This window comes from Arenibacter flavimaris (assembly GCF_030291335.1).
GTDB lineage: Bacteria > Bacteroidota > Bacteroidia > Flavobacteriales > Flavobacteriaceae > Arenibacter.
Genome location: NZ_JASWIM010000032.1, coordinates 1 through 16,739, shown reverse-complemented (window position 1 = coordinate 16,739; position 16,739 = coordinate 1). Strand labels below are relative to the sequence as shown.

12 protein-coding genes and 1 tRNA gene are annotated in these 16,739 nt (G+C 40.7%); 6 read left to right on the top strand and 7 right to left on the bottom strand.

The window, feature by feature from the left end:
* The first annotated feature begins 22 nt into the window (after window positions 1-22).
* Entirely contained in the window at window positions 23-1,915 is a 1,893-nt protein-coding gene (locus tag QSE00_RS19665) for a M61 family metallopeptidase (RefSeq protein WP_286107196.1), read from the top strand.
* A gap of 410 nt (window positions 1,916-2,325) precedes the next feature.
* Here QSE00_RS19665 and tsf read toward each other — a convergent pair whose 3' ends face one another.
* The 4 genes from tsf to rplM all read right to left on the bottom strand — a co-directional run bounded on the left by tsf (window position 2,326) and on the right by rplM (window position 5,445).
* Window positions 2,326-3,150 carry a translation elongation factor Ts gene (gene tsf, locus QSE00_RS19660; protein WP_110356931.1) on the bottom strand — a complete coding sequence of 275 codons (825 nt, stop codon included), beginning with the start codon at window positions 3,148-3,150 and terminating at the stop codon, window positions 2,326-2,328.
* 90 nt (window positions 3,151-3,240) lie between these two features.
* Window positions 3,241-4,329, bottom strand: a complete 1,089-nt coding sequence (gene rpsB, locus QSE00_RS19655) for a 30S ribosomal protein S2 (protein WP_286107195.1) — start codon at window positions 4,327-4,329, stop codon at window positions 3,241-3,243.
* 274 nt (window positions 4,330-4,603) lie between these two features.
* On the bottom strand, window positions 4,604-4,990 hold the full coding sequence (gene rpsI, locus QSE00_RS19650) for a 30S ribosomal protein S9 (RefSeq protein ID WP_031442374.1): 387 nt from the start codon (window positions 4,988-4,990) through the stop codon (window positions 4,604-4,606).
* Entirely contained in the window at window positions 4,990-5,445 is a 456-nt protein-coding gene (rplM, locus tag QSE00_RS19645) for a 50S ribosomal protein L13 (RefSeq protein WP_110357074.1), read from the bottom strand. The genes rpsI and rplM overlap by 1 nt, the downstream gene beginning before the upstream one ends.
* A gap of 412 nt (window positions 5,446-5,857) precedes the next feature.
* Here rplM and QSE00_RS19640 point away from each other — a divergent pair, with 412 nt between their 5' ends.
* Complete coding sequence (locus QSE00_RS19640; protein ID WP_286107194.1) at window positions 5,858-6,358, top strand: hypothetical protein; 501 nt, start codon at window positions 5,858-5,860, stop codon at window positions 6,356-6,358.
* Window positions 6,359-6,447: 89 nt separating this feature from the next.
* On the opposite strand, the gene polA is transcribed toward QSE00_RS19640, so the two are convergent.
* Together polA and QSE00_RS19630 are read right to left on the bottom strand one after the other, a co-directional pair.
* Window positions 6,448-9,294, bottom strand: a complete 2,847-nt coding sequence (gene polA, locus QSE00_RS19635; RefSeq protein WP_286107193.1) for a DNA polymerase I — start codon at window positions 9,292-9,294, stop codon at window positions 6,448-6,450.
* Between the two features lie 44 nt (window positions 9,295-9,338).
* Complete coding sequence (locus tag QSE00_RS19630; RefSeq protein ID WP_110356927.1) at window positions 9,339-10,334, bottom strand: isoaspartyl peptidase/L-asparaginase family protein; 996 nt, start codon at window positions 10,332-10,334, stop codon at window positions 9,339-9,341.
* Between the two features lie 42 nt (window positions 10,335-10,376).
* Here QSE00_RS19630 and QSE00_RS19625 point away from each other — a divergent pair, with 42 nt between their 5' ends.
* From QSE00_RS19625 to QSE00_RS19615, 3 genes are all read left to right on the top strand, one after another.
* Window positions 10,377-11,105, top strand: a complete 729-nt coding sequence (locus QSE00_RS19625) for a copper homeostasis protein CutC (protein WP_110356926.1) — start codon at window positions 10,377-10,379, stop codon at window positions 11,103-11,105.
* A 49-nt stretch (window positions 11,106-11,154) separates the two neighbouring features.
* Window positions 11,155-12,384, top strand: a complete 1,230-nt coding sequence (locus QSE00_RS19620) for a metallophosphoesterase (RefSeq protein ID WP_286107192.1) — start codon at window positions 11,155-11,157, stop codon at window positions 12,382-12,384.
* A gap of 91 nt (window positions 12,385-12,475) precedes the next feature.
* On the top strand, window positions 12,476-12,772 hold the full coding sequence (locus QSE00_RS19615) for a thioredoxin family protein (protein ID WP_072862855.1): 297 nt from the start codon (window positions 12,476-12,478) through the stop codon (window positions 12,770-12,772).
* 54 nt (window positions 12,773-12,826) lie between these two features.
* Here the strand turns inward: QSE00_RS19615 and QSE00_RS19610 are convergent, their stop codons facing one another.
* Window positions 12,827-16,159 carry a glycosyltransferase family 117 protein gene (locus tag QSE00_RS19610; protein ID WP_286107191.1) on the bottom strand — a complete coding sequence of 1,111 codons (3,333 nt, stop codon included), beginning with the start codon at window positions 16,157-16,159 and terminating at the stop codon, window positions 12,827-12,829.
* Between the two features lie 284 nt (window positions 16,160-16,443).
* Between QSE00_RS19610 and QSE00_RS19605 the strand changes: the two genes are divergently transcribed.
* Window positions 16,444-16,515: transfer RNA gene (locus QSE00_RS19605), tRNA-Gln, on the top strand.
* Window positions 16,516-16,739: the final 224 nt, after the last annotated feature.

Here is a 16,739-nt window from a genome sequence, read left to right as displayed (position 1 = left end):
CAATAAATAAAATCAATAGAAAATGACAAATAGAATTAAGTTATTTAAAAGAACGTGGGTTTTAGGGGTTGCAATTTTGATACTTCATGGATGTGGAACCACAAAAGCTTTGGTGTCTGTAGAAAAGGCTGCCATTATTGCTAAAATTGATTTAATCAATGTAGCAGATGATAAAGTTAATGTGGTATTGGATCCAGCAGCTTTTCAAACGGATACGGTTACCTTCTTTATTCCCAAGACGGTACCGGGCACCTATAGCGATGATAACTACGGGAAGTATATAGAGCAGTTCAAAGCCGTAGATTACAAGGGAGGGGAGCTGAAAGTAGAAAAGTTGGATGATAATACGTGGAGGATAACCGATGCCAAGAGTTTGGATAAACTTGATTACTGGGTGAACGACACCTATGATACCGAGATGGAAGAGGGGGAGCATGTCTTTTCACCTGCCGGTACCAATATTCTTAAAGGGAAGAACTTTATGTTGAACCTGCATGGTTTTGTTGGTTATTTTGATGGCCTCGGGGAAGCACCGTATTCATTGGAAATTTCTGCCCCCGATGGATTGGAACCTGTGACTTCCTTGGTTAAGGGGATTCAAGATGTAAATAAGCCTGAAACAGATGTGTTTGTGGCCAACCGCTATTTTGAGGTTATAGATAATCCTATCATGTATTCCAGTCCCAGTACGGAAACATTTCAGGTGAATGATATTGCGGTTACCTTAAGTGTTTATTCTCCCAACGGTCATTTTACTGCCGCCGGTCTAAAGGCTGGGATGGAGAAAATGATGCGAGGTCAAAAGGCTTTCCTGGGAGACATCAATAGTACCAAGCATTACACCATTATCCTATATCTATCCGATATGGACGGTAATGATGCTACAGGTTTTGGAGCGTTGGAGCACCATACTTCCACGGTAGTGGTAATGCCTGAGCAAATCTCGAAGGAGCGATTGGAAGAAGCTATTTTTGATACAGTGGCCCACGAATTTTTTCATATCGTTACCCCCTTGACGATCCACTCCAATGAAATACAATTTTTTGATTTTAATGATCCCAAAATGTCCATGCACCTTTGGATGTACGAGGGAACTACCGAATATTTTGCCAACCTTTTTCAAATTCAACAGGGGCTGATCACGGAGGAAGATTTTTACCAACGACTTATGGAGAAGGTTGAGAGGTCCAAAACCTTTGACGATAGGATGTCCTTTACCGAAATGAGCAAAAATATTTTGGAGGAACCTTACAAGGAGAATTATGCCAACGTTTATGAAAAAGGAGCTTTGATAAATATGGCCCTTGATATTAGGCTAAGGGAATTAAGTTCTGGGGAAAGGGGTGTTTTATGGTTGATGAAGGAGCTTTCCAAGAAATATGGGGATTCCAAGCCATTTGAGGATGATAAATTAATTGATGAAATCGTTGCTATGTCATTTCCGGAAATAAGGGAATTCTTTACTACCCATGTGATAGGGAATACCCCTATAGACTACGATTCGTATTGGAAAAAAGTGGGGCTGCGCACAACGGAACAGGAGCAGTCCACGGGATACTTTTTTGACGGGGAAATACCTTATATAGATGTGGATCCGTCAAATGACAATGCTATTTTTGTAAGGGAAGGAATTCAATTGAACAGTTTTTTCAATAGTTTAGGAGCCCAAGGGGGCGATATAATTAAGAGTGTTGATGGTAAGATCACCAATTTGGTCAATATTCGATTGCTGATAGGGCAGAGTATAGATTGGGATCCGGACAAGGAAATTGAATTGGTGGTGAAAAGAGGAGAGGAGGAAATTACCTTGAGCGGAAAAGTTGGTGTTCCTACTTTGAAGGTCGTTAAGTTGGTCCCTATGGAAGGCGCTAGCGAACAACAGAAGAAGCTACGGGAAGCATGGTTGAAGGGGTAGTTCCTAATGGATTATATAGAATTGACGGTGGTCTTTTTAAAAGGTGGCAATTGAAATTGGTTGGGTTGCATTGTTAAATTCCGTACGTCGACCGTTTGAAAGGGGAAAAGTGGAATTGTGTTAAACGACACCAGTCCGGAATTACCGGTGTGCCCAAAAATGTTACAAGCTAGGTTTATTTAACCACGATGTGATTTAATGCATAAGGAGTTACTGACTTTGATGACTGTCCAATGTTGGGAAAGGACCCAATACAGATATATTTCTTTCCATTTAAAGTGCTTGATCCTGAAGGGAATTTTCTATAAAACTTTCATTTGGAATGGCTAGGAGTGCCTTAGAGTTGGGGCATAAAAAAAACGCCTTTACACGATGTAAAGGCGTTTTTTTTAATATGCTTGGGTCGTGGATTAACCTAAAGCAACCCTTTTAAATCCTGTTACTTCCAATTTGGAATCAACAGATTTTACGTATTGTGCTACACTTTGTTTGCTGTCTTTAATAAAATCTTGGTTTACCAAAGTATTGTCTTTGAAGAAACGTTTCAATTTACCTTTGGCGATATTGTCCAACATAGCTTCTGGCTTTCCTTCTTGACGTAGTTGATCTTTGGCAATTTCGATTTCTTTATCAATGATCGACTGGTCCACTCCATGTTCATCCAGGGCTACTGGATTCATAGCGGCTGCCTGCATGGCAACATCCTTGGCGGCAACGTCTGCACCTTCAACGGCAGCAGAAAGTCCTACCAAGGTAGCTATTTTGTTTCCAGCGTGAATGTACGAACCAACAAATGGAGCAGAAAGTTTACTGAATCCACCTATTTCAATTTTCTCGCCAATAACACCTGTTTGTTCCGTAAGTTTATCCTGAACGGTGTTTCCTTTGTAATCGGCATTCAAGAAATCTTCTTTAGTATCGAAATTTAAGGCTATGTCTGCCAATTCGTTGGCCAAAGCTACAAACGTATCGTTCTTTGCAACGAAATCGGTTTCACAGTTCAAAGAAATGATAACCCCACTAGTGTTGTCTGCATTTACTTTGGCGATAGCGGCCCCTTCGGAAGAATCCCTATCGGCTCTCTTGGCGGCAACTTTTTGTCCTTTTTTACGTAAGATTTCAATTGCCAAATCAAAATCCCCTTCTGCTTCAACCAGGGCATTTTTGCAATCCATCATGCCAGCACCAGTTGTTTGTCTTAATTTGTTTACCTCAGCGGCGGTAATTTTAGCCATTTTATTTTGTTTTAATTTTCACCTATATAGGGGTTGAAATGTATTCCTTACCTAGGTTAATTTATTATTTTATTTTATGTATCAAGGGGGTTATTCTATTCCTCCCTTAACGCTATCTTGCCATTCCTGCAGTTCATCCCAATTACCTTCTGCTGCCATTTTTGCCTGCTTTGGCCATGACCCTGGGTTTTTGGAAGCATATCTAGGGCCTGATTCAGTAAGGATCCCTTTAAGGTCGTCCTCTGATTTGTCCGCTAGGTCTGCATAGGTATTTATGCCCGCTTCTTGGAAAATTTCGGCAATTTTTGGACCGATACCTTCTATTTTAGTCAGGTCATCTCCGGCAGTAGTGGCTTTTTTAGGAGCCTTCACTTCTGATTCAGGAGCTTTCTCTTCCGATGTAGGGGCCTTTTCCTCTGCAGCTACCTTTGCTTTTTTCTCTTTTGGTTTGGCTTCATCTCCACCTTCCTTCTCACTTTGTTTTTCAGATTTACGTTCCGTTAATCCTTCTGCGATAGCAGCGGTTACAGATGCCATAATCACCTCTATGGATTTGGAGGCATCGTCATTGGATGGAACTATAAAATCGATTGGTCGTGGATCGGAATTGGTATCTACCATTGCAAAAATTGGAATGTTCAATTTTTGTGCTTCTTTAACGGCGATGTGTTCCCGCATAGTGTCAACAATGAACAATGCCGCTGGTAGACGTGTCATTTCAGAAATGGAACCTAAGTTCTTTTCCAACTTGGCACGTAAACGGTCTACTTGTAAACGCTCCTTTTTGGAAAGTGTATTAAAAGTTCCGTCTTTTTTCATTCTATCAATAGAAGCCATTTTCTTAACAGCTTTACGAATAGTGACGAAATTGGTCAACATACCACCTGGCCATCTTTCTGTGATGTAGGGCATGTTTACATTTCCTGCTTTTTCAGCAACAATATCCTTTGCTTGTTTCTTGGTAGCTACGAAAAGTATTTTTCTACCTGAAGCTGCAATTTTCTTAAGAGCCTCGTTGGTCTCATCTAGTTTTGCAACTGTTTTATAAAGATTGATAACGTGAATTCCGTTACGCTCCATGTAGATATAGGGAGCCATGTTCGGATTCCATTTTCTGGTAAGGTGACCAAAATGTACACCTGCCTCTAAAAGGTCTTTTACTTCAACTTTGTTTGCCATTTTTATTTTTTAGTTTACGTTCCTTTGAATTAGCAATATTAAAGTGGTACCCCTTGGTAGCCTTTAATATTTAGATGCTAAACTAATTTATCCAGAATTTGAATTCATCGGATTTTCCCATAAGGAGAAGTCCTGTGATTAATCTTGGATTATTACTTACCCTATGACCAGGGTTTTCAATGAACAATTTAAAATTATACCGAATCTCCCAATTTTCTCTCGATAACCCTCAAGAACATTGCTGTATTTCAGTATTTGATTTGTTAATGCGGTATTAACGTTTAGAGAACTGGAATTTCTTACGAGCTTTCTTCTGACCAAATTTCTTACGTTCAACCATTCTTGGATCTCTAGTTAAAAGACCTTCTGGTTTTAGAACCAATCTGTTTTCGGCATCCAATTCGCACAATGCTCTGGACAATGCCAAACGAACGGCTTCTGCCTGTCCTGTAATACCACCGCCATATACATTTACCTTTACATCGAAGTTTTCTTCGTTGTTGGTCAAGGTAAATGGCTGCTTTACTTTGTACTGTAATGTTGCTGTAGGAAAATAGTTGCTTAAGTCTCTCTTGTTGATAGTAATGTTACCATTTCCTTCAGTAACATAAACTCGGGCAACTGCAGTTTTTCTTCTACCAATTTTATGAATCATTTCCATTACTTAAAATCGTTTAAGTTAATTGCTGTTGGTTTTTGTGCTTCTTGGTTGTGGGTAGCTCCGGCATATACCTTCAGATTACGGAAAAGCTCTGCACCCAATTTATTTTTGGGCAACATACCTTTTATCGATTTCTCTACGATACGCGCTGGATCCTTAGCCAACATTTCTTTAGCCGTTGTAAACCTCTGGCCTCCTGGATAACCGGTGTGACGAACGTAAGTTTTTGAATCCCACTTCTTTCCGGTTAGGTTGATTTTTTCTGCATTGATAATAACAACATTATCCCCACAATCAACATGTGGTGTAAAACTAGGCTTGTACTTCCCTCTAAGTAACTGCGCTACTTTAGAAGCAAGACGGCCCAATGTTTCTCCTTCAGCATCAACTAGTAACCATTGTTTGTCAACGGTCGCCTTATTGGCCGAAATCGTCTTGTAGCTTAATGTATCCACACTAATATATTTATTGATTAAACACTTCAATCCCGTTTAACGGGCTGCAAATGTACAATTATTAAGTTGAATTCCAAATGGTTGTTTCTTATTATTTATAGTTTTTTCCAATATTGTTATATTGAAGTAAACTTTGCATGCACTTTGCCATCTCAATAATTGTTTTTAACATGCATTAAGACTTTTTGTTCTTCATAAATCCCAAGAAGCCATAATGGTCTTTTGTTTTAATGTTGGGTATGGTTAAAATTTATCATATTATCTGCAGGGTACTCTATAACCCACTTAATTTTAATTGCTGTCCATGATGGTCAAATAGGGTTTCGGTAGTGTGCCTAATTGCCTGTCCTTATGATGTACTAATTTATGCTATAATGCGTTAGCTTTTAGTATAATGTAAATTTTAAAAAAGATGAAAATTAATTGTTTACTGCTTTTTCTGCTTACGAGTCTTGTCATTTCATGTTCTTCGGACAGTGACGATGATAATTCCAAGGAGGATTCCATTGTTGGGGTTTGGCAGGCCTATGAACTTAAGGTCAATAATGATACCGCCAGTGATGATGAAAAGAATGCCAGGGATTTATTGGCTTTTTTAAGCGCGAAAAAGTGTTATGTACTGAGTTTTGATTTTAAGGAGGATTTAACCGTTATTATTGAAAACTCCGTGCAATATCTGGAAATTGGTCTAAATTCCGAAGGGAATGGTTTTGATATTCCTTGTCCTACCGAAAAGGATACGGAAACCACCGTTTATGTGTATGCAGACGGTAAACTAACATATACGGACGAAGATCAGCAGGAAATATCTGTTGATATTACTATAGATGGCGATGTAATGACCCTTGATGCCGCTGATCTTGATATCCCCAATTTAAATGCAGGGGGGCAGCTTATCTTTAAGAGAAAATAAAACCTTGGCAATAAGTTATTCCTAAAAAAAACGGAACACCACTGGTTTAAATCAATGGCGTTCCGTTTTTATTTTTTCAGGGCTTAGGTTTAATGGGCTTCTAGCCAATTGTTTCCAACGCCCAATTCCACATCCAAGGGTACGGATAATTTATAAGCGTTTTCCATCTCCGACTTGATCATGGTCTTTAGCTCCTCCAATTCGGGCTTAAATACGTCGAATACCAATTCATCATGAACCTGTAGGAGCATCTTACTTTTGTATTTTCCTTCCTCGAGTTTTCTATGAATATTGATCATTGCAATTTTTATGATATCGGCAGCACTTCCCTGTATAGGCGCATTTACTGCATTGCGTTCCGCAGCTCCCCTTACAATGGCATTGCTTCCATTGATATCCTTGAGATACCTGCGTCTGCCCAACACGGTCTGGACGTATCCATGTTCCCTTGCGAAATCTATTTGTTCACTGATGTAATTGCGCAATTTGGGGTAGGTTTTATAATAGGTGTCTATTAGTTCTTTGGCTTCTGCACGTGATAGATCGGTTTGGTTGCTCAATCCAAATGCCGATACACCATATATAATTCCAAAATTTACTGTCTTGGCATTGCTGCGCTGCTCCCTTGTAACATCCTGCAATGGGATGTTGAATACCTTGGAGGCGGTGGAGGCGTGGATATCCTCTCCATTTTTAAAGGCCTCTATCATGGTGGATTCATCGCTTAGCGCAGCTATAATCCGCAATTCTATCTGGGAATAATCCGCTGCCAGTAAGGTGTAATTTTCGTTCCTTGGAATAAATGCTTTTCTTACCTGCCTTCCCCGTTCAGTTCTAATAGGGATGTTTTGCAGGTTGGGATTGTTGCTACTTAATCTTCCGGTAGCGGCAACCGTTTGCATATAGTCCGTATGTACCCTGCCGGTACTTGCCTCAATTTGTTCCGGAAGGGCATCCACGTAGGTGCTTTTCAGTTTGCTGAGTCCTCTATAGTCCAATACGCATTGAATTATTTCGTGGTCTTTGGCCAGATAGGACAGTACGTCTTCCGCAGTGGAATATTGACCTGTTTTGGTCTTTTTTGGTTTGTCTACCAGTTTTAGTTTATCGAATAATATTTCGCCCAATTGTTTTGGTGAGGCAATATTGAATTCCACCCCTGCTTCTTTGTATATTTTTAATTCCAGGTTTTTGATGTCATTGTCAAGATCCTTGGCAAGCGAATTTAAAAAGGCCTTGTCCAAATTGATCCCTTCCTGTTCCATATCGGCGAGTACATGCAATAAGGGGATCTCTATATCATTAAAAAGTTCTTCGGTTTTTGCTTCTTTCAATTCAGGACGAAAGTGTTGTGCCAATTGAAAGGTGATATCGGCATCCTCTACGGCATATTCGGTTTGTTGCTCAAGGGGCACATCCCTCATGGATAATTGATTCTTTCCTTTTTTACCTATGAGTTCGGTTATGGAAACCGGGGTATAGTTTAAATAAGTTTCAGCCAGTACATCCATATTGTGGCGCATATCCGGATTAATAAGGTAATGGGCAAGCATGGTGTCGAAGCATTTGCCTTTTATGCGGACATTGTACTTGTGCAGTACTTTGATGTCATATTTTAAATTCTGTCCAATTTTTTCAATTCCCTCGGCTTCAAAAAAAGGTCTTAATTGTTCAATGATCTCCTGGGCTTGGGACCTATCTTCTGGAAAAGGGATGTAGAAGCCCTTACCTGCCTCCCAGCTAAAAGCTATGCCTACCAATTCTGCGGTAAGAGGATTCAATCCGGTGGTCTCAGTGTCAAAACAGACCGAAGTCTGTTTCATTAAATTTTGGACAAAAAGTTTCATGGCCATGCCAGGAAGGATACTCTGGTAGACATGCGGTACTTCCTTGATATTTTTTCTGCTGGAAACTTCCTTAATGGTACCCCCGCTAACCTGTCCGTCACCGCCAAATAAGGAAAATTGACCACCTCCGGCCTCTGTTTGTTTCTTTTTTGATACGGGGCTGTTGTCCTGTTGCCCCACATTTGCGCTATCGTTATCCGATTCTGGGGAGAAAAGCTTTAAGAACTGGTCCTTAAGTCTGCGAAATTCCAATTCCTCGAAAATCTCCTGCACCTTTTCGCCATCGGGCATGGTGAGTTCATAGTCTTTGGCGTCAAAGGTTACATCGCAATCCACGAAAATTGTTGCCAGTTTTTTGGACAGGATGCCCAGTTCTGCATTTTCTTGGACCTTCTCCTTCATTTTGCCTTTGAGCTTATCGGTATTCGCAAGCAAATTTTCCATGGAGCCGAACTCTTCAATAAATTTTTTGGCGGTTTTGTCGCCCACTCCGGGCAATCCGGGAATGTTGTCGCTTGCATCGCCCATCATCCCCAAATAATCTATTACCTGTTCCGGACGTTCAACGCCAAAGCGTTTCTGGACTTCTGGGATGCCCCAAATTTCTATGCCATTGCCCAATCTCGCCGGGCGGTACATAAATATGTTCTCGGAGACCAATTGACCAAAATCCTTATCCGGTGTAACCATATATACTTTATAGTCCTCTTTTTCCGCTTGCTTGGCCAAGGTCCCAATAATATCATCGGCTTCCATTCCCTCTAATTCCACTACGGGAATATGCATGGCTTTTAAAATATTCTGAATATAGGGAACGGCTATTTTAATGGCATCTGGTGTGGCATCCCTATTAGCCTTGTATTCGGCGAACATTTCTGTGCGGTCCGCACTTCCTCCCTTGTCAAAACAAACGGCCAAATGATCCGGTTTTTCCCTTCTTATTACGTCCAGTAGAGAATTCATGAATCCCATAATGGCAGAAGTATCCATTCCCTTGGAGTTTATTCTTGGGTTTTTTATGAGTGCATAATATCCCCGAAATATGAGCGCGTATGCATCAAGTAAGAAAAGTCTTTTTTGTTCAGCCATTATAATTGATTCTTGTTGAGATTTGGATATTGAATAATTGGTAATTAGGATTTCAAGAAAGTCTCCGTCGGATTATTGCTTTGTCCTGCCCCTGTAAATTTGCTATAACTAAATCCAGGATGTATACAGTAACCTCCGGTTTCCCCTTTCTTGTTGATGGCGATAAACCCAATTTGAAAATCCCTTCTGTCCTTGTTCTTTTCCATGATCCGTCTTACTCCTTCCTCGCATGCCTCTTGTGGCGATTTTCCTTGACGCATTAGTTCCACGATCAAGAAGCTGCCAACGGTTCTTACCACTTCTTCGCCAACCCCTGTAGCCGTTGCGCCGCCAACTTCGTTGTCTACGAATAGTCCTGCACCAATAATAGGGGAGTCGCCAACACGTCCTGCCATTTTGTAGCCCATTCCACTTGTGGTACAGGCGCCTGCAATATCCCCGTTTTTGTCAATGGCTAGCATGCCAATGGTGTCGTGGTTTTCTATATTGATAATGGTTTCGTATTTGGAGTTTTTCTTCCATTCCAGCCAATCTTTTTTAGCCTTCTCGGTAAGTAGATTTGTTTTTGGGAACCCTTTTTCATAGGCAAATTGTTCTGCTCCTTTTCCGGCCAACATTACGTGGGGGGTATCTTCCATTACCTTTCTGGCAACAGAAACGGGGTGGGCTATATTTTCCATACATAATACCGCTCCACAGTTTCCGTCCTTGTCCATGATACAGGCATCCAATGTAACATGGCCATCCCTATCCGGCCTTCCGCCGTTGCCGACCGTTTCGTTGCTGAGATCGGCCTCTTCCACCATAACTCCTTGCTCTACCGCGTCCAGTGAAGAACCGCCTTTTTCCAAAACTTCCCAAGCCTTAGCCGTGGCATTCTTGAAATTCCAGGTGCAGATTACAATAGGTTTTACGCCAACTGTGGTGTCTGCAATTGGGGGGAGTTCCTTTTTTGTTTCCTGGCAGGAGGCAAAAAGAGGTGCGGATATTATTCCAGCGGTACTTAGGGTAGAATTTTTTAGGAAATTTCTTCTTTTCATAAGATAGTGTTACTTAATTTTAAGGTTCTAAATATAAGAAATATGATTGTAGAAGTATGTGCCAATTCTTTAGAATCTGCCTTAAATGCCCAAAAAGCTGGTGCTGACCGAATTGAGTTGTGTGCCGAGCTTGCCGTAGGTGGGGTTACCCCTTCTTTTGGGCTGTTGCAGCTTGTAAAGGAACATATTTCTATTCCCGTAAACGTATTGATAAGGCCAAGAAGTGGCGATTTTACGTATTCCGATTTGGAATTTGGAATTATGAAAAGGGATATCGCCATATGCAGGGAATTGGGTTTTAATGGAATTGTTTCAGGGGTGCTGTCCAAGGATTTTACCTTGGATTATAAAAGAACAAAAGAACTGATAACAGCTTCTAGGCCATTGCAATTCACCTTCCATAGGGCCTTCGATTGGGTTAGGGATCCAATTACTACCCTTGGGCAATTGGAAGAATTGGAAGTGGATACCATATTAAGTTCTGGACAACAAAATTCTTCGCTTACGGGGTTGGACTTGTTGATCCGGTTGTTGAAAGAATCAAAGTACAGTACTATTATGCCTGGGGGAGGTATAAGGGATGCCAATGTAATGGAATTTCGGGAGAAAGGTTTTGACGCGGTACATTTGTCGGGAATACAATTTCACAGAACTCTGGATGAAGCCCCTGCAGTAAAAATGAGCACGCCCAGTTTTCTTAAGGATGATGAAATTGCCATTAGCAACTTAACTACCTTAAGGGAAGTGGTCCGCTTAGTTAAAGAAAAGTGAAATGGACACTAATGGTATTGAAACCGATATCTTTACAAAAAAATAAGGTATGCTTCGTTGGATTGTTTTTATTGTCATCTATATTGTACTGGGAATTTATACTTTACAGGCTATTAAGGCAGCAACCCGTTATCCCTGGGTTTATTATGCCTATATGGTATTTTCGCTCTTTGTCCTCGGAAATTTCATATATCAGTTTACTTTGGGTGACGCTCCTGGCCGTGTATTAAGTGTTCCAAAAAGTTATGCTTTTGGACTTTTGTTGGCCATGCTGACTTTTAAATTGATAACCATAGTCTTTTTGTTTTCCGAGGATATTTTTAGATTTCTTACTGCAGCATATCACAAAACATTTGGTGGGACCAAGGAATTTAGCCTCCCCCAAAGAAGACGTTTTTTAAGTACCCTGGCCATGGGTATTGCCGCTTTGCCCTTCTCCGCATTGTTGTACGGGATGGTCAAGGGGAAGTATAATTTTAAAGTCCTTAAGTATGATTTGGAATTTGATGACCTGCCCAGCAGTTTCGAAGGGTATCAAATAACCCAAATATCGGATGTGCACAGTGGTAGTTTTGATAATAGGGAGAAAATTGAATATGCCATAGATTTGATAAATCGGCAAAAAAGCGATGTGTTGCTTTTTACAGGGGATATGGTAAACAATATGGTAGAGGAAATGTTGCCATGGAAAGACCTTTTTTCGACCTTAAGTGCAAAAGACGGTAAATTTTCCGTGTTGGGGAACCATGATTATGGGGATTATGTGGATTGGGAATCCGAAGAAGCCAAGAGAAATAATCTAATTGATCTTAAAAACCTACAAAAGGAAATGGGGTTCGACCTCCTGCTTAATGATAGCCGATATTTGCAAAAAGGGGAGGATAGGATTGCCTTGATCGGAGTTGAGAATTGGGGTAGGGGAGGTTTTAAAAAAGCGGGCGATCTAAAGAAAGCCGTTTCCAAAATCGATAAAGATGATTTTAAAATTCTAATGAGCCATGATCCTTCCCATTGGGAAGATCAAGTCCTAAAGGATGATTATCACTATCACCTTACTTTGAGTGGGCATACCCATGGCATGCAATTTGGGATAGAAATTCCGGGATGGGTGAAATGGAGCCCGGCCAAATGGAGATATAAGTATTGGGCAGGGGTATATGAAGAACTGGGTCAAATGATTAATGTAAACCGGGGGTTTGGATTTTTGGGGTATCCTGGAAGGGTCGGTATTTGGCCCGAAATCACCGTAATTACCTTAAAAAAGAGGTCATTAACGTGATTTTAACCACTACCTTGTCGACAAAAATGATAGCACTGGTTGTGTTTTAACATTTTTTCTTATTTTTGATTTATATTCCAATGTATAGTATATGTCTAAATTTGGTGAATTAATTGATATCAATGTTCCTGTGTTATTGGATTTTTACGCAGAATGGAACGAACAGTCAACAGCCATGCATCCTGTCCTAAGGGATGTTGCCGCTGCCTTGGGCGATAAGGGCAAGGTGATCAAGATTGATGTGGACAAAAATAAGGAGCTTTCCCAGGCTTTACGGGTGAAAGGTTTGCCTACCTTGATGATATACAAGAAAGGTGAAATGGTTTGGAGGCAAAGTGGGGAGCAGGATGCAAATACACTTATAGGGATACTTAATGAGTATCTGTAACTAATTAAATAGTATAAAAAAACCGAGACCTGAGTCTCGGTTTTTTTGTGTCCATTATTCCGGAATTGCTATGCTGTCCAATTGTTCTTCCGGTAAGGCATCTATAGCCGATGAATCCATTAGGTCGGGATCCGATGTCGGAGCTTGTATGTCCTCCATCGGGTCGTTGCGATAAAAGCGTTCAAACTTCTCTATGTATTCGTTGAAAATAAGGGTTTCCTTTTCTGCAATCTCCTGATCCTGGTTGGTAATCAAAATGTCGATATTTCTACTGTAGGCCTCCAAGTCGGGAATAATTTCATCCAAGAACATTCGCTGTTCCTCAAAAGGTAGATTGGAATAATAATCCAAGCGTTCCTGATAAATATTTTTTAATTTTTGAAATAGGTCCCTGGCCCTTTGGGTTTCCCCTACCTTAAAGTACCCATCTATAAAAGGTTCTACAAAGGCGTAATAGCCGAAATACTCCACGGGCATATTTTCCATGGCAATATTGATCACATCCTTTGCTTTTTCTATCTTGTTTTCCTCTATCAACGTTTCTGTAAGACGAGCTAGGTTGCCTCTAAAGGAAAGTGCCTGTGTGCGTGTTTGGGGATCGTGATAAATATCCGGGCTTCCCGCATTGCCCCATTCCCATTTCTTTACAATGTCGTACATGAGGTCGGCATCTATCCTGCCCATCTCATAAGAACTCCTGTTTGTTGTTTTAATGGGTACCAGTTTGTACACCAAGCCGTCCAATTGAAGATAATCTTTCATCCATATGTATTCTGCGGCATCAAAACTTCCTCCGGAGAAATATATGGGGCGTTTCCAGTCATTGTTGGCAATGATGTCCAACATCAGGATTCGGTTTTTGGGAAGGGCGCTTTTTGGTAGGTCAATATCAATATAATCGACAATTAGTGCCGAATCCTTTTCTTTGACCAAGCCACTTTCCAGTACATTTTTCTTATTCACCGGAACCCTAATTTTATTGGTCGGATAGTAAACAACATCCAAATTGCTTTCGGAATACTGACTTAAGTCCGCACCTTTTTTCTGTAATATGCTTCTAAATTTGGTTTGTTCCTTGTCGCTGCCTACCCAGTTCATAAAGTCTTTTATGTCCCATCTACTTTGGGTAAGCTCATTAAAGTATATGGCATCCCTAGACCCCCATTTGTATTCGTTATGGGTAAGCTGCGAGGGAATGGGATCACTTTCATAGGCCTTCTTTTTCATTTGGTCTATATACCAATCGGTGGCAAAAAGGCTGGTATTTACCACGCGTACGTCTGTCCTAAAGCCTTCAATTTCCTGGGCGTACCATAAGGGAAAGGTGTCGTTGTCCCCAATAGTGAACAAAATGGCGCCAGCATCTTCTTTGGTCGATTCCAGATAGGCCTTTGCTGTAGACTTGGCAGTAAATCTATTGGATCTGTCATGGTCGTCCCAATTTTGGAACGCCATTACAGCTGGAACTGCCAAAAGACAGAGAATAGTAATTCCGGGAGCCAATATTTTTGGACTCAATAACTTTTGGAATTCATCAAAAAGTCCGTACACGCCCAGGCCGATCCAGAGGGCAAACACATAAAAGGAGCCCACAAGGGAGTAATCCCGTTCCCTAGGCTGAAAAATGGCCGGATTGGTGTAGAACTGGATGGCAATACCGGTAAACATAAAGAACACGAACAATGCCCAAAATTGTTTGGGGTTTTTACTAATTTGAAAGATGAGGCCTATAATACCAAGTAGTAAAGGGAGGAAGAAATAGGTGTTCCTGCCTTTGTTGTTCTTGATATCACTAGGTAGGTTTTCCTGACTGCCTAGTCTGGCATTGTCAATAAAGTTTATACCGCTTAACCAATTTCCGTGGTTGTCATATCTACCTTGTATATCATCTTGTTTACCCACAAAATTCCACATGAAGTAGCGCCAGTACATATATCCAAATTGAAATTGGAACATGTATTTTATATTTTGCATCACCGTGGGAGGCTGTACATCTATATATTCGCTAAACTCCCTAAGGAATCTCATATATTGGGAAGTGTCTATTTCTCCCTTGGCGAAACCGTCCTTAAATTGGTTTACGGCTTCCCTAAGTTCATTGTTTCCGAGATAATCAGATTTGATCCTAAAGGTGAGCGGGTCAAAATACTTCATGTAATTTTCTGCATTTTGTTCGCTCCACATCCGCGGCAGGAGTCCTACATGATCGGAGTTTGGTCCCTGCAGCGCATTTTTATAGTTGTTTACTATAATGTATTTTCCGGTCTTTAGGTCTTTTTCGTATTTGGGTTTTTCGTCCTTTTCATCCCCTGCAGGAGCAAAAGTGTCCGAGTAATAGGCGCCATAAACAGGGCTGTCCACCCCGGGATATTGTTCCCGGTTGTAATAGGCCAACAAAGATCTGGCATCCGAAGGGTCATTTTCATTGATGACTACATCGGCATTTGCCCTTATGGGCAGCATTAGCCATGAGGAGAATCCTAAAAACAAGAACATTAGGCAGAGCACAATAGTGTTGGCTACGGTGTAATTGTTCTTACGCGTGTAGCGCAATCCCCAATAAAAAACACCTACAAATATGAGGCCCATAATAATGGTTCCTGAGTTAAATGGCAGGCCAATGGTGTTGATGAAAAACACCTCGCTCCAACCAAAAACCTTTAGTACATAGGTCAGCGAAAATTTGTAGACCAGCATCAATATGGCCACTACGATAATATTGGCCAACAAAAAATTCTTTATTGTGGTGGTCTTGTAGGTTTTAAAGTAGTACAACAAACCTATTGTAGGTATCGCCAGGAAGCCCATGAACTGAATTCCAAAAGTAAGTCCTACTACAAAAGAAATAAGTACAATCCATTTGTTGCCTCGAGGATTCTCCAGGTCATCTACCCATTTTAACCCTAACCATAGAAGGAGGGACATGATTAAGCTGGCCATTGCATAGACTTCTGTCTCTGTGGCGTTGAACCAAAAACTATCGGAAAAGGTAAAGGCCAGTGAGCCAACTAGCCCACTACCCAAAATGGCCAAGGCTTTACTGTTGGTTATGATTTCTTCCTTGGATATAAGTTTTCTTGTGAGGTTGGTAATGGTCCAAAACATAAAAAGGATGGTGAAGGCACTTGAAACCCCGGAAACGAGGTTTACCATCTTTGCAACCTGGGTAGGTTCCAAAGCGAACATGGCCATAAATGCCCCTATCATTTGCAATAAAGGTGCTCCTGGTGGATGTCCTACCTGCAGTTTGGCCGCTGTTGAAATATATTCTCCAGCATCCCAAAAACTACTAGTTGGTTCAACGGTAATTACGTAGGTAATAAGGGCTATAAAAAAAACAAACCATCCTGTGATGGTATCCCATTTTTTAAAATTTTTTGAAAACATGCGGTTTGTCGTTTGTCCGAAGGGCGAATTTACTAATTTAAATAGATAATAGGATATATATTTCATAAACCTTTAACATGATAATTGGGTCATGGTGCCTTCAAAATGCAGGACATAACAAGTAGCCCCAAGGTGTGCTCCTTTTGGATTAGTGGTTTGTGGTATTGTGGGAACCCCCGCATTGCGGGTTGTTGGGGAGTATTTTTTTATTTTTTTGGAATATGACTCGAAAATATTTGTGCATATAAAACTTTGTTTTAAATTTGCACGCTCAAACGAGGTAGTGGCCTATGGTGTAATTGGCAACACAGCTGGTTTTGGTCCAGTCGTTCTAGGTTCGAGTCCTAGTAGGCCAACTTTACAATCCCCTGATTCTATTGGTTTCAGGGGATTTTTATTTTTCAGGTACAACATAGGTACAACAAATTGGGTTTTTCAATCACTAAAAGATTATTCAGGATCAAGTCCGAAATCTGGGTTTTTACCATTTTAAGAATATAATTTAATCAAGCGATATAAGAAGTATTCCGTATTCCTGACTCCCCTAAATTGTGATCTAAAAGCCTTTACTTTGGCATTA